Source organism: Streptomyces cacaoi (assembly GCF_006539165.1).
GTDB lineage: Bacteria > Actinomycetota > Actinomycetes > Streptomycetales > Streptomycetaceae > Streptomyces > Streptomyces cacaoi.
In genome coordinates, this window is sequence record NZ_BJMM01000013.1 from 156,599 (window position 1) to 180,221 (window position 23,623).

A 23,623-nucleotide genomic window follows, 5' to 3' on the forward strand; every position below is an offset into this window, starting at 1 on the left:
CGCGCCCCGGGCCGTTCGGCCTGCCCGCACCCTGTCCGCTATCCGGACTCCGGGTGACGGCCGCGCGATTCCTCGCCTAGGTTGCGTGCACATTACATAAGCCTCTGCGAGGAACGGAGCGGCCCGTGTCCGCAGCACCCCCGACTCCCCCGGGCAGACGCCCGGCCGGCGCGGTGATCACCCCCACCCGCGTTCTTGCCGGACTGTGCCTCTTCGCGCCGTTCGTCGGCATCCTGTGGGTCGGTTCCTATGCCCGCGTGGAACCCGAACTCATCGGTATCCCGTTCTTCTACTGGTACCAGATGCTGTGGGTGCTGGTCTCCGCGCTGCTCACGACGGTCGCCTACGTCCTCGTCCGCAGGGAGAACCGCGACCGGGCACAGCAGCGGGCCGAGGCGGGTGATCCGCGATGAACGGCGGCGTCAACGGCGTGGCACTCGCCGTCTTCGTCTTCTTCTTCGTCCTCGTGACGGTGATGGGCTTCCGCGCCGCACGCTGGCGCAAGGCCGAGAACGAGCACAGCCTGGACGAATGGGGCCTGGGCGGGCGGAGTTTCGGCACCTGGATCACCTGGTTCCTGCTCGGCGGCGACCTGTACACCGCCTACACCTTCGTCGCCGTTCCCGCGGCCGTGTACGCGGCCGGCGCCTCCGGCTTCTTCGCGGTGCCGTACACGATCCTCGTCTACCCGCTCATCTTCACCTTCCTGCCCCGGCTGTGGTCGGTCTCGCACCGGCACGGCTACGTCACCACCTCCGACTTCGTCCGCGGCCGGTTCGGCTCGAAGGGCCTCTCGCTGGCCGTCGCGCTCACCGGGATCCTGGCGACGATGCCCTACATCGCGCTGCAACTGGTGGGCATCCAGTCGGTGCTGGACGTGATGGGCGTGGGCGGTTCGGAATCCACCCACTGGTTCGTCAAGGACCTGCCGCTGCTCATCGCGTTCGGTGTGCTCGCGGCCTACACCTACTCGTCCGGGCTGCGCGCCCCCGCGCTGATCGCCTTCGTGAAGGACGGGCTGATCTATCTCGTCATCGCCGTCGCGATCGTCTACATCCCGCTGAAGCTCGGCGGATTCCACGAGATCTTCGCCAAGGCCGGTGACGCACTCGCCCAGAAGGACCCCGCGACGGGGAAGCCGCGCGGTGAACTCGCCAGCGGGCCGGACGCCCAGTGGGCCTACGCCACGCTCGCGTTCGGCTCGGCCCTCGCGCTGTTCATGTATCCGCACTCCATCACCGCGACGCTCTCCAGCAAGAACCGCACCGTCATCCGGCGCAACACCACCATTCTGCCGCTGTATTCGCTGATGCTCGGCTTTCTGGCGCTGCTGGGGTTCATGGCGATCGCGGCCGGGATCAAGGTCGACAACGGGCAGTTGGCCATTCCCCAGCTGTTCGAGAACATGTTCCCCGACTGGTTCACCGGCGTCGCCTTCGCCGCCATCGGCATCGGCGCCCTCGTACCGGCCGCCATCATGTCCATCGCGGCGGCGAATCTCTTCACCCGGAACATCTACAAGGACTTCCTCAAGCCCGGGGCGACGCCCGAACAGGAGACGAAGGTCTCCAAGCTGGTCTCCCTGCTGGTGAAGGTCGGCGCGCTGGTGTTCGTGCTCGGCATGGACAAGACCGTCGCGATCAACTTCCAGCTGCTGGGCGGCATCTGGATCCTCCAGACCTTCCCCGCGCTGGTGGGCGGCCTGTTCACCCGCTGGTTCCACCGCTGGGCGCTGCTGGCCGGCTGGGCCGTCGGCATGGTCTACGGCACGCTCGCCGCGTACGGCGTCGCCAGCCCCACCCAGGAGCACTTCGGCGGCAGCAACGCCGCGATCCCCGGCATCAAGGAGACCGGTTACATCGGTGTGACGGCCTTCGTCCTCAACGTGCTGGTCACCGTCGTCCTCACCGTCGTCCTGCGCGCCGTCAAGGCCCCCGACGGCGTGGACGAGACCCGCCCGGAGGACTACACCGCCGACGCGCCGGCGCCCGCGCCGCGCCCCGCCGCGTCCGCCGGTGCGCCCGGGGGCGACGCCGGACGCCCGGACGACGACCGGCCCGAGCCCGTCCCCGCTCCCTGACGCCCGCCGGCGCCCCCTGACACCGCCGCGCGTCCGCACCTCCCGGGCCCGGCACGGTCACCAGCCGTGCCGGGCCCGTCCCGTGCGCGGCGCACCCCGGCAGAGACCGGGCAAAGCCCAGCAGGACCCAGCAGGACCCAGCAGGACGCGTCAGGACCCGGCGAGACCCGGCCCGGGCGGAGACCCGGCGGAAACCCGGCGGCGGTTGTCGGTGCCGGGACGCATGATGGCGGCCATGGACATCACCATCAGGACCGCACGCCCCGAGGAGTACGCCGAGGCCGGCGAGCTGGTCGCCCGCGCCTATCTGGACGACGGGCTGCTGGATTTCGGCGCCTTGGACCCCTACCTGGCCACGCTGCGCGACGCGGCGACCCGTGCCGAGCAGGCCGAACTCCTCGTCGCCGTCGACGAGTCGGGCGCGCTGCTCGGCACCGTCACCTTCACCCGGCCCGATGGGCCGTACGCGGAGCGCGCACGGGAGGGCGAGGGCGAGTTCCGGATGCTGGCGGTACGGGAAGCGGCGCGCGGCCGGGGCGTCGGCGAGTACCTCGTCACCGCGTGCGTCGAGCGCGCCCGCGAGCTGGGGCTGAGAGGGCTCGTCCTGTCCACCCAGCACATGATGCACGCGGCACACCGGCTCTACGAGCGCCTCGGCTTCGTCCGCACCCCCGAGCGGGACTGGCAGCCCCTCGAAGGCATCACCCTGTGGACGTACGCGCTGCGCCTGTGAGCCCCGCGCCCCGCTGAAGCCGGACGCCCGGCGCTCCCGCGACACGCCCCGTACAGACACAAGATATGGGGGGACTTGGCGGGGGCGCCACAACATGTATGCTCTTCCAGGCCGTCGACCGCAGGGGAACCCGGTGCGAATCCGGGACTGTCCCGCAACGGTGTGCGAGCGCGCGTCCTGACGCGTGCCCGCGAGTCCGATCACCTGCCGACGGTGCATGCAGTCCGTACGGGCCTCGTGGGTCGGGCCGACGGGAAGCGCCGGTGTGCCGCCGTGCGCCCTCCTGCCCTGCCCCGATGGCCGGCGCAGCAGTGAGGGAGAGCACCGAGTGACCATCGCACCCACCGCCCCGCCGCAGGGGACCCCCGCGCCCTCCACCCCCGGAAGCGCCCCCGGAACCGCCGCCGGAACCGCAGCCGACGAAGCCTCCGACGGCTCCGTCGACACCCGCGGCACCGACGGCAGCGGCCCGGCCGCCCACCCCGCCGACGCGCTCCGGCGCACACTCGCCGCGCTCACCGCGGACCTGCCGGACGCCGACCCCGCCCCCGTCGAGGCGGCCGTGCTGCGCGGTCGCCAACCCGGCGCCGACGCGGGCGCGTTGCGTGCCCTCGCCATCGAGGCGGCGGCCGGTCTGATCGGCGAGGAACCCGCCTACTCGCGGCTCGCCGCCCGGCTGCTCACCCTCGCCCTCCGCGACGAGACCGCGGGCCAGGGCGTGCGCTCCTTCTCCGACTCGGTCGCGCTCGGCCACGCCCAGGGCCTCATCGCCGACGCCACCGCCCGCTTCGTCCGCACCCACGCCGCCCGCCTCGACGCCCTCGTCGAGTCCGCGGTCGCCGAGGGCGCCGACGACCGCTTCGGCTACTTCGGGCTGCGCACCCTGCACTCCCGCTATCTGCTGCGCCATCCGACGACCCGGCAGGCCGTCGAGACCCCTCAGCACTTCCTGCTGCGCGTGGCCTGCGGGCTGGCCGCCGGCGAGACGGACGAAGACGTCGACGAGGTCGCCGAGCTGTACCGGCTCACCAGCTCCCTCGCCTATCTGCCGTCCTCCCCCACGCTGTTCAACTCCGGCACCCGGCATCCGCAGATGTCCTCGTGCTATCTGCTGGACTCCCCACGGGACGAACTCGACTCGATCTACGAGCGCTACCACCAGGTGGCCCGGCTCTCGAAGCACGCCGGCGGCATCGGGCTGTCCTGGTCGCGCATCCGCGCCCGCGGCTCCCTCATCCGCGGCACCAACGGGCACTCGGGCGGGATCGTGCCGTTCCTGCGCACGCTCGACGCCTCCGTGGCCGCCGTCAACCAGGGCGGCCGGCGCAAGGGCGCGGCCTGTGTCTATCTGGAGACCTGGCACGCCGACATCGAGGAGTTCCTGGAGCTGCGGGACAACACCGGCGAGGACTCCCGCCGCACCCACAACCTCAATCTCGCGCACTGGATCCCGGACGAGTTCATGCGGCGCGTCGAGGCGGACGAGCAGTGGTCGCTGATGTCCCCGTCGGACGCGCCCGAGCTGGTCGACCTGTGGGGCGAGGAGTTCGACGCGGCCTACCGCACGGCCGAGGCCGAGGGCCGCTACCAACGCCGCCTGCCCGCACGGCAGTTGTACGGCGCGATGATGCGCACCCTGGCGCAGACCGGCAACGGCTGGATGACCTTCAAGGACACCTCCAACCGCACCGCCAACCAGACCGCGGTCCCGGGCCGCACGGTGCACTCCTCCAACCTGTGCACCGAGATCCTGGAGGTCAGCGACGACGCCGAGACGGCGGTCTGCAACCTCGGCTCGGTCAACCTCGCCGCACATCTGCGCGAGGACGTCCGCCCCGGCGCGGCGGGGGACGGCCTGCCCGGCGGCACGGCGGAGGGGACCTCGGACGGCGCACCGGGCGGGGGCCCCGGCCGGGAGCCGGACCACGCGCTGGACTGGGAGCGCCTGGACGCCACCGTCCGCACGGCGGTGACCTTCCTCGACCGCGTCGTGGACGTCAACTTCTACCCCACCGAGCAGGCCGCCCGCTCCAACTCCCGCTGGCGCCCCGTCGGTCTGGGCCTGATGGGCCTCCAGGACGTCTTCTTCCGGCTCGGACTGCCCTTCGACTCCGACGCCGCCCGCACCCTGTCCACCAGGATCTCCGAGCGCATCATGCTCGCCGCCTACGAGACCTCCGCCGAACTGGCCGAGCGGCACGGCGTCCCGGACGGCTGGCAGCACACCCGCACCGCCCGCGGTGTCCTGCACCCCGACCACTACCCCGAGGCGCGGCCGCACTGGCCCGAGCGCTGGGAACGGCTGCGCGCACGCGTCGCCCGCACCGGGATGCGCAACACCCTGCTGCTGGCCGTCGCGCCGACCGCGACGATCGCGTCCATCGCCGGCGTCTACGAGTGCATCGAGCCGCAGGTCTCCAACCTCTTCAAACGCGAAACCCTCAGCGGCGAGTTCCTCCAGGTCAACGCGTACCTGGTGGCGGAGCTCAAGCGGCTCGGCCGGTGGGACGCGCGCGCCCGCGCGCAGCTGCGCGAGGCCAACGGCTCGGTGCAGGGCCTCGACTGGGTGCCGGCGCCCGTGCGCGAGCTGTACCGCACGGCCTGGGAGCTTCCGCAGCGCGCCCTGATCGACATGGCCGCCGCCCGCACCCCGTACCTCGACCAGAGCCAGTCGCTGAACCTGTTCCTGTCCTCCCCCACCATCGGCAAGCTCAGCTCGATGTACGCCTACGCGTGGAAGCGCGGCATCAAGACCACCTACTACCTGCGGTCGCGCCCGGCCACCCGGATCGCGCAGGCGGCCGGCGGCACGGCCACCGCCACGAGGACCCCGGCCTCCCCCACCGCCCCGGCCGGACCGTCCGGAACACCGCAGCCGCCGGCCGGCGAAGCCGTCGCCTGCTCCCTGGAGAACCCCGAAACCTGCGAGGCATGCCAGTGACCCCCGAACCGTCCGCCACCGCCGAGGAAGACCGCACGGCACCCGGCGCCGCGCGCGCCCGGAACCTGCTCGACCCCGGCTTCGAACTGACCCTGCGCCCCATGCGCTACCCGCACTTCTACGAGCGCTACCGGGACGCCATCAAGAACACCTGGACCGTCGAGGAGGTCGACCTCCACTCGGACGTCGCGGACCTGGCCGAGCTCTCCCCCGAGGAACAGCACATGATCGGCAGGCTGGTGGCGTTCTTCGCCACCGGCGACTCGATCGTGGCCAACAACCTCGTGCTGACGCTGTACAAGCACATCAACTCGCCCGAGGCGCGGCTCTACCTCTCCCGCCAGCTGTTCGAGGAAGCCGTCCACGTCCAGTTCTATCTGACGCTGCTGGACACCTATCTGCCCGACCACGACGAGCGCGCCCAGGCGTTCGCGGCCGTCGAGAACATCCCCTCCATCCGCGAGAAGGCACAGTTCTGCTTCCGCTGGATGGACTCGGTCGAGGAGATCGACAAGCTGGAGACCGCGGCCGACCGCCGCCGCTTCCTGCTGAACCTGATCTGCTTCGCCGCCTGCATCGAGGGGCTGTTCTTCTACGGCGCCTTCGCCTACGTCTACTGGTTCCGCTCCCGCGGCCTCCTGCACGGCCTGGCCACCGGCACCAACTGGGTGTTCCGCGACGAGTCGATGCACATGTCGTTCGCGTTCGACGTCGTCGACACCGTACGCGCCGAGGAGCCCGAGCTGTTCGACGACGAGCTGGGCAAGCAGGTCACGGCCATGCTGGAGGAGGCCGTCGAGGCGGAGCTGCAATTCGCCCACGATCTGTGCGGGGACGGGCTGCCCGGAATGAACACCGCGTCCATGCGCGAATACCTCCAGGCGGTCGCCGACCAGCGGCTCGCCCGCCTCGGCTTCCCCGTGCGCTACGGCTCCAGCAACCCGTTCTCCTTCATGGAATTGCAGAACGTCCAGGAACTGACCAACTTCTTCGAGCGACGTGCCTCCGCGTACCAGGTCGCTGTGGAAGGCTCGGTCTCGTTCGACGACGACTTCTGAGGAGCGCGGTCGAACCGATGTCGGCTGCCCTCGGCCGCCGACAGCCGGCAGCGGCCACCGCCGCTGACAGCGACCACCGCGGACACCGGCGACAGCCGGATACCGCGCAACTCCGCCCCGACCACCGGGCGGGGGCCAGGTGGCCCGGCCCCCGCCCGGTTCCGCCGCCCACCCGGCGGCACAGCCGAAGGGGGCTCCGCGCGAACGGAGCCCCCTTCGCCCATCTCCGCCAACCGGCGGAACGCGCCTAGTCGTTGGGGACGATCTCGTACCGCGGGGTGTTCTCGGCCATCTGCCGCATGACGTCCTTGCGGTCCCGCTTGGAGAGCCGGTCGATGTACAGATAGCCGTACAGGTGGTCCGTCTCGTGCTGGAGGCAGCGCGCGAAGTAGCCCGTGCCCTCCACGGTGATCGGCTTGCCCTCGATGTCCTGCCCGCGCACGACGGCGTAGTCGGGGCGCGGGGTGGGGCAGTAGGCGCCCGGCACGGACAGGCAGCCCTCGCTGTTGTCGTCCAGCACCCGCTGTTCGGCGGGGAGTTCGTCCAGCACCGGGTTGCACACATGGCCGACGTGGCGGACGCCCTCGTCGTCGTGGCAGTCGTAGACGAAGATCTTCAGGTCGACGCCGATCTGGTTGGCGGCCAGTCCCGCGCCGGTGGCGGCCCGCTGGCTGGCGAACATGTCGTCCACCAGCGTGGCCAGCTCCGGACCGAACTCGGTGACGTCCTGGCACTCCTTGTGCAGCAACGGGTTGCCGACGACGGTGATCGGGCGGACCGTGCCGCGGGAGACATGTGCCTCCTCGCGCGCGGCGGCGTCCGTCGTGTCGTCGATGAACACCTCACCGGCGGCCCCGGAGGGGGATTCCTGCTGCTGCGCCATGCCTCGTACGCCTTCCTGCGACCTCACACGTCCTGCGTCGCCCCCCAGGGTACGGGGCCCGCGACGGCCTCAGCAGACCTCCTCCAGGTCCCGCCACTCGCGGGTGTCCGGGCTGTCGGCGACCCAGCCGTCCAGCAGCCCGCGGACCAGCCCGGCGGGCGCCGCCAGCCCGCACTCGCGCTCGGGCACCCACAGCTCACCGGGCCCGCCCTGCGTCATGTGGCCGAGCGGCCCGGGGTGGCCGGGAGAGCTGTGGTCGTGCGGGTCGAGATGCAGCCCGCCGTCGCCCTCGTCGGCCGGCATGGCGCTCTCCGAGCACGCGCGGCACAGCAGCCGCACCGACGACGACCAGTCCTCGGCGGCGAAGCCGGCATCCGCCGCCAGCCGCTCCAGCGCGTCCCGGTCACTCTCCGTCGCCGCCTCCAGCAGGACGACCCAGGTGGGCACCGGCGACGGCGCCCACAGCTCGATCTCGTCGAACACCGGGAAGGCGGGCCCGGCCGCCGTGGTGCGCTCGCCGTGCGGAACGCCGTCGTGCAGCACCACCTCGCCCCAGCGGCGGCCGGACGAGGGCAGCGGAATGCTCTGCACCTCCAGCCGGGCCGGATCGATCCGGCGGCCCCACACCACCTCGGCCTCCCCCTCCGGGGAGAGCCGGACGGCCGCGCTGCCCAGCTGCATACCGCTCGGCTCGCCGCCCGCCGCCGCCGTGTGCGCCTGGCCGGGCACGTGCAGCCCGTACGCCTGCCACGCCCGGCGGGCCAGCGGCCAGTCCTGGAGTGCGGTGGCCGCGATGCCCACGTTCCACCAGTCGGGCGCCCCCGCCTCCCGGTCCAGCAGCGCCACTGCCCGCAGCCCCGCCGTACGGGCCTGCTCCCAGTCGTGCCGGAACTTGTGCAGCAGCGCGAGGTTGAACCACGACTCCGAGAGCCACGGCTCCAGATCGGCGGCACGGGTGAGCAGGGCGCCCGCGTCCTCGTAACGCCCGTCGCCGATAAGCGTGAACGCACGGTCCGTCGCCTGCCGCCAGGAGGCGGAGGGACGGTGCCGCACCTTGCCGAAGATCCTCACTGTGTTCCTGCCGATCCCGCCGGTTCCGCCCGATGTCCCGCCTGTCCGCTGAGTTGCCGCGCGCCGGGTGTCCGCGCCTTGCCTTCGAGGTCGTCGCGTTCCACACATCCCCACGTGTCTTCCGCGGTTCCCCCTTCGCATCCAACCATGCCCGCTCGGGTGCCCGCTCATTACCCGTGCGTCAGGCTCCCCGGCCCCGCATCACCACGCGTGACAGCGCCTCCACGACCCGTGGTTCGTGGTCCTGGGCGGTGGCCGCACGCAGTCGCTCCAGCGCCCCCTCGGCTCCTCTTCCGGGCGTTCCCGCACCGCCCAGCCGCAACTCCTCATAGGCGTTGACCGTACGGAGGACACGGGCCGTCACCGGCTGTTGCCGGTACGGGTCGGCCTGCCGCTCCACCACATCGGCGACCTCCGCACCGCCCGTCCCCCGGCCGGGGATGCCCGCCCGCCGTACGACGGAGGCGCCCGACAGCGCGATCCGCCGCCGCTCCCGGCCCTCCAGCGGCTCCGTCGCGCCCCCGGGCACCGGGTCGACGAGGGAGAGCTGGCCGACGTCGTGCAGCAGGGCCGCGTACTCCAGCACGGTGAGCTCCCGGCCGCTCAGCCCCAGCTCCCGGCCCACGGACCGGCACAGCGCCGCCACACGGCGCGCGTGCCCGCCCGGGGTGTGCCCGGAGATGTCCGTCACACGCGCGAGGGAGAGCACGGTCTGCCGGTGCGTCGCCCGGACGGCCGCGTGCCGGCGGAAGGCGATCTGGGTGAGCAGCAGCGGAAGCCCCAGCACCGGCAGGGCCCACAGCCCCGCCACGGCCACCGCCAGCGCGAGGACGGCGCCGGAGGCGGCGATCGCCGGAACGATCCCGCAGCGGATGCGCAACTCCTCGCGCAGCAGCGGCGCGTAGGAGCGCCCGGTGTGCTCGGCCGCGGTCGTCGCGCCCAGCACCGCGTCGAACAGCCCGGTCAGCAGGGTCAGCCCCAGCAGGCACAGCGCGTGCACCGGGCCCGGCGCCCCCGAGCAGTACAACGGGCCGCCGCCGTGCAGCAGTTGGAAGCACACCGCGACGAACCCGACCCCCAGCACGGTGCGGGCGGCGACGTCGAGCGCGGGCGGCCGGCCCAGCGCCACATGCGGCACCATGCCCACCAGCGAGCCGGTCATCACCACCGCGACGACCTGCGCCGCGCCGTGCAGCGCGGGCTCCCCGCCGGCGGCGTCGAGCATCGCGTAGCCGAGCGCGGCGGCGCCCGCCAGCGGACCGGCCGAGCGGGACCGCCCGTCGGACCCGGGCAGCGGGACCCGCGCCAACTCGCCGACGGCCACCAGCAGTCCGAACGCCAGCGCGGTCCCGGGCTCCTCCAGGCCCCGCCAGACCGTGACGCACAGCGCGGCCCCGCCGAGCACGGCGGCGGCCGCGTACATCGCCGGCACGGTACGCAGCCGGCGCGCCGCCGGCAGCCGGGCCTCCACGGAACGCGCGCTCACCGGGCCGGTACGTTTCCGCCGCCGGGCCGCCCGCCGGCCGCCGCACCGTGTCCGGCGCCCGCACGCGCCGCCGAGGCGTCCTCGGCGTCGAGGGCCGAGGGAGGCCCGGGCACATCCGCCACGAGCCGCGCCCAGTCGTGCTTGGCCAGCGCGCGCACCAGCGCACCGACGGCCTGCGGGTCGAACTGGCTGCCCGCGCACCGCTCCAGCTCCGCCAGCGCCGCGTCCACCGGACGGCCCCTGCGGTAGCTGCGCGTGGACGTCATCGCGTCGAACGCGTCGGCGACGGCGACGATGCGCGCGGCCTGCGGGATCCGCGCACCGGCCAGCCCGTACGGATAGCCGTCGCCGTCGTAGCGCTCGTGGTGGTGCAGGATCGCCGGGCGCGCCTCGCCCAGGAAGCCGATGCCGCGCACGATCTCGTCGCCCAGCTCCGGGTGGCGTTCGATCTCCTGCCGCTCGGCCGGCGTCAGCGGCCCGTTCTTGCGCAACACCCGGGTGGGGACGCCGAGTTTGCCGACGTCGTGCAGCAGCCCGGCCAGCCGCAGCTCCTCGGCGCGCCGCTCGCCCATGCCCAGCTCGCGGGCGATCAGCGCACAGGCCCTGCCGACCCGCTCGCCGTGCCCGCAGGTGTAACGGTCCTTGATGTCCACGGACTTCACCAGGGAGCCGATCGTCGCGCGGTAGGCGGCACGCTCCGCGCGGTACTGCGCGAACCCCCAGGACGACAGCAGCATCGGCAACAGCACGAACAGCCCGGCGACCGGTCCGTACGGGCTGCGCCACAGCACCGCCATCATCAGCCCCGCCGCGCCGTGCACCAGGTGCGGTCCCACGGTGCGCGGACACAGCCCGCGCCGCAGCGTGGCCGGCACCCGGCCGCCCGACACGGCCGTCCGCGTCCCGTCCAGTACGGCCAGGACGAGCGCGAACGTGACGGCGACGAACGGGGCCGCGACCAGCGCGAGCGGCAGCTCCGCCCGCTGCACCGCGCCCTGTGCGCCGCACGCCCGCTCGCACAGCGCACGCACCAGCCCCGCCGCGTACAGCGCGAGCACCAGCCGGGCTGCGTGCCACAGCCGTTGCCCGGCCCCGGCGCCGAGCGGCGCGAGCAGCGCACCGGGCACGGCGACGAGCGCGGCGCCGGACGGCGGCAGCAGGAAGACCCCGGCCAGCAGCACGGGAAAGACCAGCGGAGGCGCGCCGTCGGCCTCGCGCGCCCGCCCCGCGCGTCCGGGCGCGGCGAGCCCGGCCCAGGGGCCCCGCTCACGGGTGAGGACGACACAGCCGGCGTGCACGGCGGCCAGTACGCAGCACACCGTCCAGCCCGTGGCGCCCGCCCCGCCCACCGCACCGAGTCCGTCGAGCTGCCGCACCGCCGGCACGGCACACGCCGCCGCCGTGAGCACGGCAGCAGGCACAAGGGCGCGCGCCGGAAGATCCGCTCCCCGAGTCCCCATCATGACCCTCCTCCCCACCTCTCACAGGACGGGGAGGATAGGTCGGTACGCAGCGCGAGGAGGGGCGTGGACGCACGTTCCCCCGTACGGGAGGGAACCGCTCACACGAAGAGGTGACATCGCCCCGAACACCCCGCGCCGGACGAAGAGTTGTGCGACACAGCGAGTGCCACGCGGGGCTGCCGACGGCGGTGCCCGCGCGCACAGCCGACCCGGCGGATCGTGCTCGGACCGGGGGCGGGAAGCACCGACGCCGGGACCCGGTCAGCGCCGACTCCGGGAAGGGCGGGGAGAGTTGTCCGGGCGCCGACGGCAACTGGGCACGTACGGCGCCCCGGTGGGCTCAGTGGGCTCACCGCCGAGCGGCCTCGTCAGGCGGGTGGCCCGGGCTCGGCGGGGCGTTCGTCCGGGAAGGTCCGGCCGACCGGTCAGGTGGTGGCGCCACCGGCGGCCGCGCCGCCGTGCGTCATCCCCGGCGTCTCGCGGGGACCGGCCACGCCGGTGTCCTCCTCGCGCGGACCGGCACCGTGACCCCCGGCGGGATCCGGTGCGGAGGCATCCAGGGGCTCCTGGCCCTGCCGGATGACCTCGATACGGTTCATCACCTTCGCGCGCAGGTCCGACGGAACATCGTCGTGACCGCAGCAGCGCTTCACGAGCTTCTTGACCTCGCGCTCCAGACCGTACTTCTCGAAGCACGGCGAGCACTCGTCGAAGTGCTCCCGGTACTTCTCGCGGTCACCGTCCGGCATTTCGCGGTCGAGGTACTCGTAGAGGTGGTCGAGCACCTCCGAGCAGTCCGTCTCGTGCGGCTCTCCGCAACTCATGAGCCCGAGCCTTTCCGGTCTTGCGACCCGTCCGCCGCGGCACCGGCCGGAACGAGGCCGCGCTCTTGCGCGTAGCCCTCCAGCATCTCGCGGAGCTGGCGCCGCCCACGGTGCAGACGGGACATCACCGTACCGATGGGTGTCCCCATGATGTCGGCGATCTCCTTGTACGCAAAGCCCTCGACATCCGCCAGATACACGGCGATGCGGAACTCCTCGGGGATCGCCTGAAGCGCTTCCTTCACATCCGAGTCCGGCAGGTGGTCGAGCGCCTGCGCCTCGGCCGAGCGCAGCCCGGTCGACATGTGCGACTCGGCGCGCGCCAGCTGCCAGTCCTCGATCTCCTCCGCAGCGCTGCGCTGGGGCTCACGCTGCTTCTTGCGGTAGGAGTTGATGAAGGTGTTCGTCAGGATGCGATACAGCCAGGCCTTGAGGTTGGTCCCCTCGCGGAACTGGTGGAAGGACGCGTACGCCTTCGCGTAGGTCTCCTGCACCAGGTCCTCGGCATCGGCCGGATTGCGCGTCATACGCAGCGCGGCCGAGTACATCTGGTCGAGGAACGTCAGGGCATCCCGCTCGAAGCGCGCGCTGCGCTGCTCGGCCGTCTCGGACGCCCGGCCTTCCTGCTCTGCACTGGAGCCGCCTTCGGTCCCGGTGACCGGACCCACCTCCTCCAACGTCGTGACGGGCCCGAACGAAGACCCGCTCGAATCGGAGAATAGACGACGATCCGTACCGTCCGCCGCTCGAATCCTTGAGCCTCCGGACAGCGCCACCGTGGCCCAGTCCAGGTCGACGGCCTGTGGGCGCTGGGGGCAAACGACAGAACCCATGCGGGCGGCTCCCTCTCCTCGTGGTGCTCTGCTCGGTGTCCGACTGCATCGACGGCGTGACCGGCCCGCTGCGGCGGTCTCTGCACCACACCGGACGTGCACGCCGACTCGTACAACCAGGAGACCCGCCGGGTCATTCCCGCTTCAGCCGGTCGATCACCGCCGAGGTGAGCACCCGCAGCGCCTCCTGCTGCGAGACGGCCGCCGACCGGGGCACCGCGAACCCGTGGTCGCCGCCCGGCACCTCGACCAGAGGGGTGCCGTCCGGGAACTCCTCCGGCCGCCCGAAGGGGTCGCGCCCGCCCTGGACGACGAGGACCGGCAGCCCCGCCTCCGTCAGCTCGTCCGCACGGGACTTCTCCGGCTTGCCCGGCGGATGCAGCGGAAAGGAGAGCGCCAGCACCGACCGCGCGCCCAGCTCCCGCGCCGTACGGCAGGCCACCCGGGCCCCCGCGCTGCGCCCGCCCGCCACCACCGGCAGCCCGGGGCGCGTCAGCTGGGGCCACACCGCGCGCCAGCAGGCGTCCAGCGTCCGGGGCGCGGGGGCGACCTTCCGGCCCGCCACCCGCCAGGGCTGTTCCACCAGCGCGACGGTCACGCCCTCCGGCGGCAGCGCGGCGGCCAGCGCCTGGAGGTCCCGGGCCTCGATCCCGCCGCCGGCGCCGTGCCCGAGGGCCAGCACGGTGTGCGGCCGCCCCGCCCGGTACCAGGTGATCCGCGCCTCACCGTGCGGGGTCCCGACCGTCTGCGGCTCACCGGCCGGCCCGGCCTCGGCCGCCTCTGCTGCTTGCGCTGCGTCCGCTGTGCCTGCTGCATCTGCTGTGCCTGCTGAATCTGCTGCATCTGCTGCTTCGCTCACACCGCGCATCCTGTCAGGGTCCGGCCGCCGACCCGTCCGGCACTGCGCGGCGGAACGACACGGACGGGGCGCGACGAGGCACGGGACGGGCGCTCGGGCCGGGCGCGGCCCCGGGAGGGGAGCCGCTGCCCTCAGAAGAGGGTCTGCTCCTCCGGTGCGGGCAGTTCCTTGACCAGCTCGGGGCCGTTGTTGCGCACGTTGCTCACGTCCGTGGAGACGGGGTGGGCGCGCATCAGCCCCTCGGGCGGCGGCGCGAGCAGCTCGCACAGCTCGTCGCGGTCCGTCCGGCCGGGGTCGAGCCAGGCGTCCCACCGCTCCGGGGGCAGCATCAGGGGCATCCGGGGGTGGATGTCGGCCAGCGAGCGCGGACCGCCCTCGGCGATCTCGTCCGCGTTGGCCAGCGGCGCCGTCTCGGCCTCCGTGGTGATCACCGAGCAGGTCACCCGCCAGGCCAGCGGGTGGTCGTCCGGCAGCGTCTTGTCCCGCCAGAACTCGTACAGTCCGGCCATCGCCATGACGGCGCCGGTGTCCGGGGAGCCGTCCGGGGAACCGCCCCGGGAGCCGTCCGGGAAGACGAAGTACGGCTGTTTGCGGGGGCGCTTCCTGCGGCCTTCCTGCTCCAGCTGCAACTCGCCCTTGCCGGTGACCCACTCGTAGTAGCCGTCGGCCGGCAGCAGACAGCGGCGGGCGACGAAGGGGCGGCGGTAGGCGGGCTTCTCGTGCACCGTCTCGGCCCGGGCGTTGATCATCTTCACGCCCATCTCGGGGCTCTTGGCCCAGGCCGGTACGAGGCCCCAGATGAGCTTGCGCAGCTGGCGCACCGGCCGCGGGTCCCCGGAGTCCTTCTCGGGCCGGTCGAGCACCGCGTAGACCTGCTTGGTCGGCGCGACGTTCCAGTCGGCCGCGAGGGTCTCCTCCGCGTCCCACTTCTCGATGCCGAAGCAAGTGGCCAGTTCCTCGGCGCTCCGGCTCGCCGCATACCGTCCGCACATAGCTGCAAGACTGCCACGGCACCCAGGGCGCCCGCGGCGCGTTGGAACATCTGAACGAAACGGGTTGACCGAAGCAGGTCCCGGGGAGGGCACGACACACCATGGCCGACATGGACACAGCGAGCATCACGGACGTCTGGGACCGCGTCTTCGGAGCCCAGCCGGCCCCCGAGACATGGCTGGTGATCGCCACCGGGGTCGTCGCCCTGCTCGCGGTGGTGCCGCACGGCATATGGCGCCTGACCCGCAACGCCGTCACCATCGCGCACGAGGGCGGACACGGCCTGGTGGCCCTGCTGTCCGGCCGCCGGCTCGACGGCATCCGTCTGCACTCGGACACCTCGGGGCTGACCGTCTCCCGCGGCAAGCCCACCGGCATCGGCATGGTCCTCACCGCCGCCGCCGGCTACACCGCTCCCCCGCTGCTCGGCCTCGCCGGCGCCTGGCTGCTGTCCGCCCACCACATCACCGCACTGCTGTGGGGAGCGACGGCACTGCTGCTCGCGATGCTGGTGATGATCCGCAACGCCTACGGTGTGCTCACCGTCGTGCTGGCCGGCGGCGCCTTCCTGCTGGTCTCCTGGCTGACCAGCGCGGATGTGCAGGCCGCCTTCGCCTACTTCGTCGTCTGGTTCCTGCTGCTCGGCGGCGTCCGGCCCGTCTTCGAGCTCCAGACCAAGCGCCGCCGCTTCGGCCTGCGCCGCCCCTCCGCCGAGTACGCCGCCGCCATGGGCCGGTCCGGGGCGCCCGACTCGGACGCCGATCAGCTGTCCCGGCTCACCCACGTCCCGGCCGGTATGTGGCTGCTGCTCTTCCACGCCGTGGCGCTGTGCTCGCTGATCGGCGGAGGCCGCTGGCTGCTCGGCCTGTGAGCCCGGGCGGCCCCCGCTGCCCCGGCGGGCCCGGCGGCCGGACGACTAAAGTGACCCCCATGACCGACCAGCGCGCAGCCTTTGCAACCGACTCCCTGTGGCCCGCCCCGACGGCCGGCGGCCCGGTCGACGCCACCGTGACCGTGCCGGGCTCGAAGTCGGTCACCAACCGCGCCCTCGTCCTGGCCGCGCTCGCCTCCGAGCCGGGCTGGCTGCGCCGCCCGCTGCGCTCCCGCGACACCCTGCTGATGGCCGAGGCGCTGCGCGCGATGGGCGTCGAGATCGAGGAGCGGATCACCTCGGGCACCGGCGCCACCCCGGCCGCGGGCGCCAGCGCCGCGCACACCGCGGGCGAGTCCTGGCGGGTCATCCCGGCCCTGCCGCACGGGCCGGCCACCGTCGACGTGGGCAACGCGGGCACCGTGATGCGCTTCCTCCCGCCGGTGGCCGCGCTGGCCGACGGCACCGTCCGGTTCGACGGGGACCCCCGCTCCTACGAGCGCCCGCTGCACGGCGTCATCGACGCGCTGCGCACCCTCGGCGCCCGCATCGAGGACGAGGGCCGCGGAGCGCTGCCGCTGACGGTGCACGGGACGGGCTCGCTGGCCGGCGGCACGGTCGAGGTCGACGCCTCCTCCTCCAGCCAGTTCGTCAGCGCGCTGCTGCTGTCGGCCCCCCGCTTCAACCAGGGCGTCCAGGTGCGGCACACCGGCCGCACGCTGCCGTCGCTGCCGCACATCCGGATGACGGTCGACATGCTCCGGCTCGCCGGTGCGCAGGTCGACGCCCCGGAGGACGGCGGCGAGGCGAACGTGTGGCGGGTCACCCCGGGCGCCCTGCTGGGCCGGGACGTGACGATCGAGCCGGACCTGTCCAACGCCCAGCCGTTCCTCGCCGCGGCCCTGGTCACCGGCGGCCGGGTGACGATCCCGGACTGGCCGGAGCACACCACGCAGCCGGGCGACGCGCTGCGCGAGATCTTCTCCGCCATGGGCGGCTCCTGGACGCTGGACGAGCGGGGGCTGACCTTCACCGGCTCGGGCCGGGTGCACGGCATCGACATCGATCTGGGCGAGGTCGGCGAGCTGACGCCCGGCATCGCGGCGGTCGCCGCGCTCGCCGACGGCCCCTCGGTGCTGCGCGGCGTGGGCCATCTGCGGCTGCACGAGACGGACCGGCTCGCGGCGCTCGTCAAGGAGATCAACGGCCTGGGCGGCGACGTCACCGAGACCGAGGACGGGCTGCGCATCAGCCCCCGCCCGCTGCACGGCGGCGTCTTCCACACCTACGACGACCACCGGCTGGCCACCGCGGCGGCGGTGCTGGGCCTGTCCGTCGAGGGCGTCGAGGTGGAGAACGTCGCGACGACGGGCAAGACGCTGCCCGACTTCCCCGGCCTGTGGCACGGAATGCTGGGCTCGCCCGCGGGGGCAGGGGCGGGAGAGAGCGTCTGAGGGCCCGGCGATGCGCCGCTACGGCAAGCACACCGACGAGGACGACATCCGCGTCCGCCCCTCGCGCCGGGGCAGCCGCCCCCGTACGCACACCCGCCCCAAGCACGAGGACGCGGCCGAGGGCTTCGTCCTCACCGTCGACCGCGGCCGGCTGACATGCCTGGTCGAGGGCCGTACGGTCATCGCCGTCAAGGCCCGTGAGCTGGGCCGCAAGGGCGTGGTGGTCGGCGACCGGGTCGCCCTCGTCGGCGATCTGTCGGGCGCCAGGGACACCCTGGCCCGCATCGTCCGCGTCGAGGAACGCGTCTCGGTGCTGCGCAGGACGGCGGACGACAACGACCCCTACGAGCGCGTCATCGTCGCCAACGCCGACCAGCTCGCCGTCGTCACCGCGCTCGCCGACCCGGAGCCGCGGCCCCGGCTGATCGACCGCTGTCTGGTCGCCGCCTTCGACGCGGGCCTCGAACCGCTGCTGGTGCTGACGAAGTCGGACCTGGCACCGGCACAGCCGCTGCTGGAGACCTACGCACCGCTGGGCGTGCCCTACGCCGTCACCAGCCGGGAGGATCCGGCGGACGGGCCGGGGGCGGAGGAGCTGCGGGCGCGGCTGCGCGGCCGGATCACGGTCTTCGTGGGGCACAGCGGCGTCGGCAAGACCACGCTCGTCAACTCCCTGGTGCCGGCCCGGCAGCGCGCGACGGGGCAGGTGAACGCCGTGACCGGCCGCGGCCGGCACACCACGACCTCGGCCCTCGCGCTGCCGCTGCCGCCCGCCGGCGCACCGGACGCCCCGCCCGCCGACGCCGACGGCTGGGTCATCGACACCCCCGGCGTGCGCTCCTTCGGCCTGAACCACATTCAGCTCTCGCGCGTCATCCACGCGTTCCCGGATCTGGAGGAGGGCGCCGCCGAGTGCCCGCGCGGGTGCAGCCACAACGAGCCGGGCTGCGCGCTCGACCAGTGGGTGGCCGACGGCCACGCCGACCCCGCCCGACTCCGTTCCCTGCGGCGGCTGTTGGCCACGCGGGAAAGGCGAGAAGGGGATTGATCGCTTCCGCCCGCGCGCGCCTGCATACTGGTTTGCCTGCGCTTGACCCCAAAGGGAGTAACGGGAGGAAGAGCACATGGCATGGCTGCTGGTCATCGTTGCGGGCCTTCTGGAGACCGGCTTCGCGGTGTGTCTCAAGCTCTCGCACGGCTTCACCCGCTTGTGGCCCACCGTCGCGTTCTGCGCCTTCGCCCTCGGCAGCTTCGGCCTGCTGACCCTGGCGCTGCGCCGGCTGGACGTGGGCCCTGCGTACGCGGTGTGGACGGGCATCGGAGCCGCGGGCACCGCGATCTACGGCATGGTCTTCCTGGGCGATGTGGTCTCCGCCCTGAAGCTCGTCTCCATCACCCTCGTCATCATCGGCGTGATAGGGCTTCAGCTGTCCGGCAGCGCCCACTGACGCCGGCTCACCGTCGGCCCAGCAGCGCCCGGACGGTCTCGTCGACCCGGCCGCACGGCTCCCCGTCCGGCACGTCCGCACCCTCCGTCGCCGCCGCACCGTCCGCCCCGTCCCCCCTGAACGCACCGTCCGCGACGGCCGCATCCCCCGCACCGGTTCCACCGTCCGGCCCCTCCGGCCCGTCCGCACCGTCCCGCACCGCTCCGGGTGGCGCGACGACATAGCTGAGCGCGAGCCGTAACCCCACCTCGTAGGCGAACTCCAGCCCCGGCCGCTCCGCCTCCCCCGGGAGTCCGCCTCCGGCGGGAGGCGGTGCGCCGGGCGGCGGTCCGGCCGCCTCCAGGCCGGAGACGGCACGGTCCCGCAGCAGCGCGGTGAGCAGCGCGGGCTGTCCGGCGGCACCCGGCGAGCGGACGGGACGGGCGGCGGGCAGCGGCGTCCGCGCGCCCCAGCACCCGGTCAGCGCGGCGCGCACGACGGGCTCCTCGCGCGCCGTGCGCAGCATCCAGCGGGCGGCGGCAGCGCAGCAGCCCGCGGGGTCGGCGCCCCGGCCCACCGCCTCGGTCACGGCGTGCGCCGCGCCGTCCAGGAAGTCGTCGACCAGCCGGCCGACGAGGGCGGCACCCAGCCCCTCCTTGCTGCCGAACTCGTTGTAGAGGGTCTGCCGGGAGACCCCGGCCGAGGCCGCCACATCGACCATCCGCACCGCCGTCCACGGCCGTGCCCGCAGCGCCGCATGGGCGGCCCGCAGCAAGCTCTCGCGCGCAGTGGGCACCGTCGCCTCCCCCAGCCGTGGCCCGCCAGCCGAAGTGCCCGGACAGAATTGACGCGCCGCCAAGAGGTGTCAATACGCCGTGCACGCGCATGGCCGTGTGGCCGGGGAATATCCCGCTCGATACTGTTCGCTCATGCCGGACTACCACGATGATCTGCGTCTCGCCCACGTACTGGCCGACGCCGCCGACGCCGCGACCATGGAGCGGTTCAAGGCCCTCGATCTGAAGGTCGAGACCAAGCCGGACATGACGCCGGTGAGCGAGGCCGACAAAGCGGCCGAGGAGCTGATCCGCAGCTCGCTCCAGCGCACCCGCCCGCGGGACGCGGTGCTCGGCGAGGAGTTCGGCACGGAGGGCCACGGGCCCCGCCGCTGGGTCATCGACCCGATCGACGGGACGAAGAACTATGTGCGCGGGGTGCCCGTCTGGGCCACCCTGATCGCGCTCACGGAGCTGGGCGAGAGCGGCGACCGCCCCGTCGTCGGCGTCGTCTCCGCGCCCGCCCTGCACCGCCGCTGGTGGGCGGCGGTGGGCAGCGGCGCGTACACCGGCCGCAGCCTCTCGCAGGCGACGCGCCTGGAGGTCTCCCGGGTCGGCGAGGTGCGGGACGCCTCGTTCGCGTACTCGTCCCTGCACGGCTGGGAGGAGCGCGGCATGCTGGGGGGCTTTCTGAATCTGACCCGGGACTGCTGGCGCAGCCGCGGATACGGCGACTTCTGGCCGTACATGATGGTCGCCGAGGGCTCCGTCGACATGTGTGCCGAGCCCGAGCTGTCGCTGTGGGACATGGCCGCGAACGCGATCATCGTCGAGGAGGCGGGGGGCTCCTTCACCGGGCTGGACGGCAAGCCGGGCCCGCACAGCGGCAACGCGGCGGCCTCCAACGGTCTGCTGCACGACGAGCTGCTGAACTATCTGACCGCCTGACGGAATCCGCCGGCGCCTCGTCGGCGCTCCGGCGCCCGCACACGGGACGGCGTCCGCCGGGGCTGCGCCTGGGCGCCCGCCTCCGCGCGTACGCCTCTTCGTCCGTGTGACGCCTCTTGTTGCTCCGCCCTGTCCATGTGAGCATGAGAATCCGACCGCTTGTGACCTTGTGAACCGTTTCTCGTCCCTCGGACCCCCGGTCCCGCGGAACGGTTCTCTTCCGGAGGTGGCACTCTCATGCCCGGTCACGTCCACGACGCGATGAGCACCGTGGTCCTCACCATCGGCCCCGCGCACACGCTCCGCCAGGCCGCCCGGCTGATGGCGGCCCGCCAGGTCGGCGCGGCCGTCGTCCTCGACCCCGAGACCAGCGGGCTCGGCATCCTCACCGAGCGCGACATCCTCAACTCCCTCGGCTGCGGCCAGGATCCGGACCGCGAACACGCACACGCGCACACGACGTCCGACGTCGTCTTCGCCGCGCCGACCTGGACGCTGGAGGCCGCGGCCCGGGCGATGTCCCGCGGCGGCTTCCGCCACATGATCGTCCTCGACCGGCACGAGGCCGTCGGCGTGCTGTCCGTACGCGACATCGTCCGGGTCTGGACGCTGCCGCGCACCACCGCTCCCCGCGCACGGACGGTGACCGCCTGAGTCCCGGCCCGGAACAGCCGTGCGGCCGGGGCGATGGCACCGCCACCGCCCCGGCCGCACGGGGTGAAGAGCACACCGGAGGGACCGGGCCCCTTGGCGTCCGGTCCCTCCGGGCTCGTTCGGCGAGCTGCCGGTCAGCCGCGCAGGGCCTGGACCGCGGCCTCCAGCCGCTTGCCGAAGTCCGCGTCCGCCTTGCGGAAGTTCTCGATCGCGCGCTGCGCGATGTCGTCGCGGGAGACACCGGCGATGTTGCCGGCGAGGTTGTCGATCAGCCGCTGCTTCTCGTCCTCCGACATCAGCCGGTAGAGGTTGCCCGGCTGGACGAAGTCGTCGTCCTCGGCGTGCGCGGGCGCGGGGTGGTCCTCGGTGGTGCCGCTGACCGACGCTGGCTCCCACAGCGCGCGGCCGGTCTCGGCCGGGCCGCCGAAGCTGTTCGGCTCGTAGTTCTTCGCCCCGCCGTGGCGGCCGTCGTACATCACGCCGTCCCGGCCGAAGCTGCGCGCCTGGGCGGCCTTGGGCTCGTTGACGGGCAGCAGGTCGGCGTTGATGCCGACGCGGTAGCGGTGCGCGTCGCCGTAGGCGAACAGCCGGCCCTGGAGCATCTTGTCGGGCGAGGGGCCGATGCCCGGCACGAAGTGGTGCGGGGAGAAGATCGACTGCTCGACCTCGGCGAAGATGTTCCGCGGGTTGCGGTTCAGCTCCAGCTTCCCGATCTCGATCGGCGGGTAGTCCTCGTGCGGCCACACCTTCGTGAGGTCGAAGGGGTTGAAGCGGTAGTTGGCCGCCTCGGCCGCGGGCATGATCTGCACCTGCACGGTCCAGGTCGGGTACTCGCCGCGCTCGATGGACTCACGCAGGTCGCGCTGGTGGCTGTCGGGGTCCTTGCCGGCCAGGACCTCGGCCTCCTCGGCGGTGAGGTTCTTGATGCCCTGGTCGGTCTTGAAGTGGTACTTGACCCAGAAGACCTCGCCGGCCTCGTTGTTCCACTGGAACGTGTGCGAGCCGTAGCCGTTCATGTGCCGGTAGGACGCGGGGATGCCGCGGTCCCCGAACAGCCAGGTGACCTGGTGCGTCGACTCGGGCGACAGGCCCCAGAAGTCCCAGACGTTGTCCGCCTCCTGCGAGCCGGTGTACGGGTCGCGCTTCTGGGTGTGGATGAAGTCGGGGAACTTGATGGCGTCCTTGATGAAGAAGACCGGGGTGTTGTTCCCGACGAGGTCGTAGTTGCCCTCCTCGGTGTAGAACTTCAGCGCGAAGCCGCGCGGGTCCCGCACCGCGTCCGGGGCGCCGAGGTTGCCCGCCACCGTCGAGAAGCGCAGGAAGACCTCCGTCTCCTTGCCGATCTCGGAGAGGAACTTGGCCCGGGTGTACTTCGTGACGTCCGCCGTCACCGTGAACTTCCCGTACGCCCCGGCGCCGCGCGCGTGCACGATCCGCTCCGGGATGCGCTCCCGGTTGAAGTGGGCCAGCTTCTCCAGCAGGTGCTGGTCCTGGACAAGCACCGGCCCGCCGACACCGGCGGTCTGGCTGTTCTGGTTGTCCGCGACCGGAGCACCGGCTTCCGTCGTCATGGGCCCGGTGGTCTCGTCCTGCACGGTCACTGCGCCTCCTGTGCCTGAAATCTGTCCTGTAGGCCAACCACGAAGATCCTACATTGGACATTGTCCAAGTCAAGAAGAAGCCGAAACTCGTACGGGTTCTTCCTGTGGACGGAGCGCTGCTAGTCTGGACACATGAGTGACCTGCTGGAACGGCTCCGTGATCGCGGCTGGCGGCTCACCGCACAGCGGCGAGTCGTCGCCGAGGTGCTCGACGGCGACCATGTGCACTACACGGCGGACGAGGTCCACGCCCGCGCGGCGGACCGCCTGCCGGAGATCGCACGCGCGACGGTGTACAACACGCTGAGCGAGCTGGTCGCCATCGGCGAAGTGCGCGAGGTGAGCACCGACGGCCGCGCCAAGCGGTACGACCCGAACACGCACCACACGCACCAGCACCTGGTCTGCTCCCGGTGCGGCACGATCCGCGACGTGCATCCGACGGGCGACCCGCTGGCCGCCCTCCCCGAGGCCGAGCGCTACGGCTTCACCATCTCGGACGCCACGATCACCTACCGCGGCACCTGCCCGCGCTGCGCCTCCTCCTGACCGTTCCGGCAGCCGGCGCACACCGCACCCCACCCGCCTGCGGGCCCGTCCTCCGTGCGAGGGCGGGCCCTTTCCCGTTCCGGGACCCTTGCCGTATCTGACGTCCCGTCATATGTTCG

The 23,623-nt window shown here is 72.8% G+C and carries 22 protein-coding genes and 1 riboswitch; of the genes, 12 read left to right on the forward strand and 10 right to left on the reverse strand.

From position 1 onward, the window contains the following. Nucleotides 1–125 precede the first annotated feature (125 nt). From SCA03_RS15445 to SCA03_RS15465, 5 genes are all read left to right on the forward strand, one after another. Nucleotides 126–413, forward strand: a complete 288-nt coding sequence (locus SCA03_RS15445) for a DUF3311 domain-containing protein (RefSeq protein WP_030876368.1) — start codon at nt 126–128, stop codon at nt 411–413. Beyond that, complete coding sequence (gene mctP, locus SCA03_RS15450) at nt 410–2,080, forward strand: monocarboxylate uptake permease MctP (protein ID WP_051855802.1); 1,671 nt, start codon at nt 410–412, stop codon at nt 2,078–2,080. Before SCA03_RS15445 ends, mctP begins: the two co-directional genes overlap by 4 nt. A gap of 235 nt (nt 2,081–2,315) precedes the next feature. Further along, nucleotides 2,316–2,813 (forward strand): GNAT family N-acetyltransferase, encoded by a 498-nt coding sequence (locus SCA03_RS15455; RefSeq protein WP_086815947.1) that lies wholly within the window; start codon nt 2,316–2,318, stop codon nt 2,811–2,813. Nucleotides 2,814–2,903: 90 nt separating this feature from the next. After that, nucleotides 2,904–3,039, forward strand: a riboswitch (cobalamin riboswitch). A 102-nt stretch (nt 3,040–3,141) separates the two neighbouring features. Then, complete coding sequence (locus SCA03_RS15460) at nt 3,142–5,754, forward strand: ribonucleoside-diphosphate reductase subunit alpha (RefSeq protein ID WP_371863940.1); 2,613 nt, start codon at nt 3,142–3,144, stop codon at nt 5,752–5,754. After that, on the forward strand, nt 5,745–6,812 hold the full coding sequence (locus SCA03_RS15465) for a ribonucleotide-diphosphate reductase subunit beta (RefSeq protein ID WP_371863941.1): 1,068 nt from the start codon (nt 5,745–5,747) through the stop codon (nt 6,810–6,812). Before SCA03_RS15460 ends, SCA03_RS15465 begins: the two co-directional genes overlap by 10 nt. A 247-nt stretch (nt 6,813–7,059) precedes the next feature. Here the strand turns inward: SCA03_RS15465 and def are convergent, their stop codons facing one another. The 8 genes from def to SCA03_RS15505 all read right to left on the reverse strand — a co-directional run bounded on the left by def (nt 7,060) and on the right by SCA03_RS15505 (nt 15,223). Then, complete coding sequence (def, locus tag SCA03_RS15470; protein ID WP_030876383.1) at nt 7,060–7,695, reverse strand: peptide deformylase; 636 nt, start codon at nt 7,693–7,695, stop codon at nt 7,060–7,062. A 69-nt stretch (nt 7,696–7,764) separates the two neighbouring features. Continuing rightward, nucleotides 7,765–8,766 carry a tetratricopeptide repeat protein gene (locus tag SCA03_RS15475; protein WP_030876385.1) on the reverse strand — a complete coding sequence of 334 codons (1,002 nt, stop codon included), beginning with the start codon at nt 8,764–8,766 and terminating at the stop codon, nt 7,765–7,767. 181 nt (nt 8,767–8,947) lie between these two features. Continuing rightward, nucleotides 8,948–10,252: an HD-GYP domain-containing protein gene (locus tag SCA03_RS15480; protein ID WP_078872803.1), complete on the reverse strand. Its 1,305-nt coding sequence runs from the start codon at nt 10,250–10,252 to the stop codon at nt 8,948–8,950. Further along, nucleotides 10,249–11,715, reverse strand: coding sequence for an HD-GYP domain-containing protein (locus SCA03_RS15485; RefSeq protein ID WP_371863942.1), 1,467 nt, complete (start codon nt 11,713–11,715; stop codon nt 10,249–10,251). Before SCA03_RS15485 ends, SCA03_RS15480 begins: the two co-directional genes overlap by 4 nt. A gap of 425 nt (nt 11,716–12,140) precedes the next feature. Continuing rightward, complete coding sequence (gene rsrA, locus SCA03_RS15490; RefSeq protein ID WP_078872804.1) at nt 12,141–12,539, reverse strand: mycothiol system anti-sigma-R factor; 399 nt, start codon at nt 12,537–12,539, stop codon at nt 12,141–12,143. Next, on the reverse strand, nt 12,536–13,207 hold the full coding sequence (locus tag SCA03_RS15495; protein WP_030892090.1) for a sigma-70 family RNA polymerase sigma factor: 672 nt from the start codon (nt 13,205–13,207) through the stop codon (nt 12,536–12,538). Before SCA03_RS15495 ends, rsrA begins: the two co-directional genes overlap by 4 nt. 298 nt (nt 13,208–13,505) lie before the next feature. Next, nucleotides 13,506–14,087, reverse strand: a complete 582-nt coding sequence (locus SCA03_RS15500) for an alpha/beta hydrolase family protein (RefSeq protein WP_030876398.1) — start codon at nt 14,085–14,087, stop codon at nt 13,506–13,508. A gap of 275 nt (nt 14,088–14,362) precedes the next feature. Further along, a complete protein-coding gene (locus tag SCA03_RS15505; protein ID WP_086815088.1) occupies nt 14,363–15,223 on the reverse strand; it encodes an SOS response-associated peptidase in 861 nt (286 codons plus the stop codon). 110 nt (nt 15,224–15,333) lie between these two features. Between SCA03_RS15505 and SCA03_RS15510 the strand changes: the two genes are divergently transcribed. From SCA03_RS15510 to SCA03_RS15525, 4 genes are all read left to right on the forward strand, one after another. Further along, entirely contained in the window at nt 15,334–16,095 is a 762-nt protein-coding gene (locus tag SCA03_RS15510) for a M50 family metallopeptidase (RefSeq protein ID WP_030876403.1), read from the forward strand. 59 nt (nt 16,096–16,154) lie between these two features. Next, nucleotides 16,155–17,549, forward strand: coding sequence for a 3-phosphoshikimate 1-carboxyvinyltransferase (aroA, locus tag SCA03_RS15515; protein ID WP_086815087.1), 1,395 nt, complete (start codon nt 16,155–16,157; stop codon nt 17,547–17,549). A gap of 10 nt (nt 17,550–17,559) precedes the next feature. Continuing rightward, nucleotides 17,560–18,597 (forward strand): ribosome small subunit-dependent GTPase A, encoded by a 1,038-nt coding sequence (rsgA, locus tag SCA03_RS15520; protein ID WP_030876408.1) that lies wholly within the window; start codon nt 17,560–17,562, stop codon nt 18,595–18,597. Between the two features lie 76 nt (nt 18,598–18,673). Beyond that, on the forward strand, nt 18,674–18,997 hold the full coding sequence (locus SCA03_RS15525) for a DMT family transporter (protein WP_030876410.1): 324 nt from the start codon (nt 18,674–18,676) through the stop codon (nt 18,995–18,997). Nucleotides 18,998–19,004: 7 nt separating this feature from the next. On the opposite strand, the gene SCA03_RS15530 is transcribed toward SCA03_RS15525, so the two are convergent. Beyond that, complete coding sequence (locus tag SCA03_RS15530) at nt 19,005–19,772, reverse strand: TetR/AcrR family transcriptional regulator (RefSeq protein WP_086815086.1); 768 nt, start codon at nt 19,770–19,772, stop codon at nt 19,005–19,007. A gap of 133 nt (nt 19,773–19,905) precedes the next feature. On the opposite strand from SCA03_RS15530, the gene hisN reads away from it, so the two are divergent. Then, on the forward strand, nt 19,906–20,700 hold the full coding sequence (gene hisN, locus SCA03_RS15535; RefSeq protein WP_030876416.1) for a histidinol-phosphatase: 795 nt from the start codon (nt 19,906–19,908) through the stop codon (nt 20,698–20,700). A gap of 237 nt (nt 20,701–20,937) precedes the next feature. After that, complete coding sequence (locus tag SCA03_RS15540; protein ID WP_030876420.1) at nt 20,938–21,354, forward strand: CBS domain-containing protein; 417 nt, start codon at nt 20,938–20,940, stop codon at nt 21,352–21,354. Nucleotides 21,355–21,488: 134 nt separating this feature from the next. On the opposite strand, the gene SCA03_RS15545 is transcribed toward SCA03_RS15540, so the two are convergent. Next, nucleotides 21,489–22,955, reverse strand: coding sequence for a catalase (locus SCA03_RS15545; RefSeq protein WP_030876423.1), 1,467 nt, complete (start codon nt 22,953–22,955; stop codon nt 21,489–21,491). Between the two features lie 132 nt (nt 22,956–23,087). On the opposite strand from SCA03_RS15545, the gene SCA03_RS15550 reads away from it, so the two are divergent. After that, complete coding sequence (locus SCA03_RS15550; RefSeq protein ID WP_030876425.1) at nt 23,088–23,504, forward strand: Fur family transcriptional regulator; 417 nt, start codon at nt 23,088–23,090, stop codon at nt 23,502–23,504. Nucleotides 23,505–23,623 lie beyond the last annotated feature (119 nt).

Coding starts and splice junctions, on each gene's coding strand:
- def (WP_030876383.1), bottom strand. CDS start 7,695: ATGGCGCAGCAGCAGGAATCCCCCTCCGGGGCCGCCGGTGAGGTGTTC.
- SCA03_RS15455 (WP_086815947.1), top strand. CDS start 2,316: ATGGACATCACCATCAGGACCGCACGCCCCGAGGAGTACGCCGAGGCC.
- SCA03_RS15540 (WP_030876420.1), top strand. CDS start 20,938: ATGCCCGGTCACGTCCACGACGCGATGAGCACCGTGGTCCTCACCATC.
- SCA03_RS15550 (WP_030876425.1), top strand. CDS start 23,088: ATGAGTGACCTGCTGGAACGGCTCCGTGATCGCGGCTGGCGGCTCACC.
- SCA03_RS15465 (WP_371863941.1), top strand. CDS start 5,745: ATGCCAGTGACCCCCGAACCGTCCGCCACCGCCGAGGAAGACCGCACG.
- aroA (WP_086815087.1), top strand. CDS start 16,155: ATGACCGACCAGCGCGCAGCCTTTGCAACCGACTCCCTGTGGCCCGCC.
- rsrA (WP_078872804.1), bottom strand. CDS start 12,539: ATGAGTTGCGGAGAGCCGCACGAGACGGACTGCTCGGAGGTGCTCGAC.
- hisN (WP_030876416.1), top strand. CDS start 19,906: ATGCCGGACTACCACGATGATCTGCGTCTCGCCCACGTACTGGCCGAC.
- rsgA (WP_030876408.1), top strand. CDS start 17,560: ATGCGCCGCTACGGCAAGCACACCGACGAGGACGACATCCGCGTCCGC.
- SCA03_RS15485 (WP_371863942.1), bottom strand. CDS start 11,715: ATGATGGGGACTCGGGGAGCGGATCTTCCGGCGCGCGCCCTTGTGCCT.
- SCA03_RS15510 (WP_030876403.1), top strand. CDS start 15,334: ATGGACACAGCGAGCATCACGGACGTCTGGGACCGCGTCTTCGGAGCC.
- mctP (WP_051855802.1), top strand. CDS start 410: ATGAACGGCGGCGTCAACGGCGTGGCACTCGCCGTCTTCGTCTTCTTC.
- SCA03_RS15525 (WP_030876410.1), top strand. CDS start 18,674: ATGGCATGGCTGCTGGTCATCGTTGCGGGCCTTCTGGAGACCGGCTTC.
- SCA03_RS15505 (WP_086815088.1), bottom strand. CDS start 15,223: ATGTGCGGACGGTATGCGGCGAGCCGGAGCGCCGAGGAACTGGCCACT.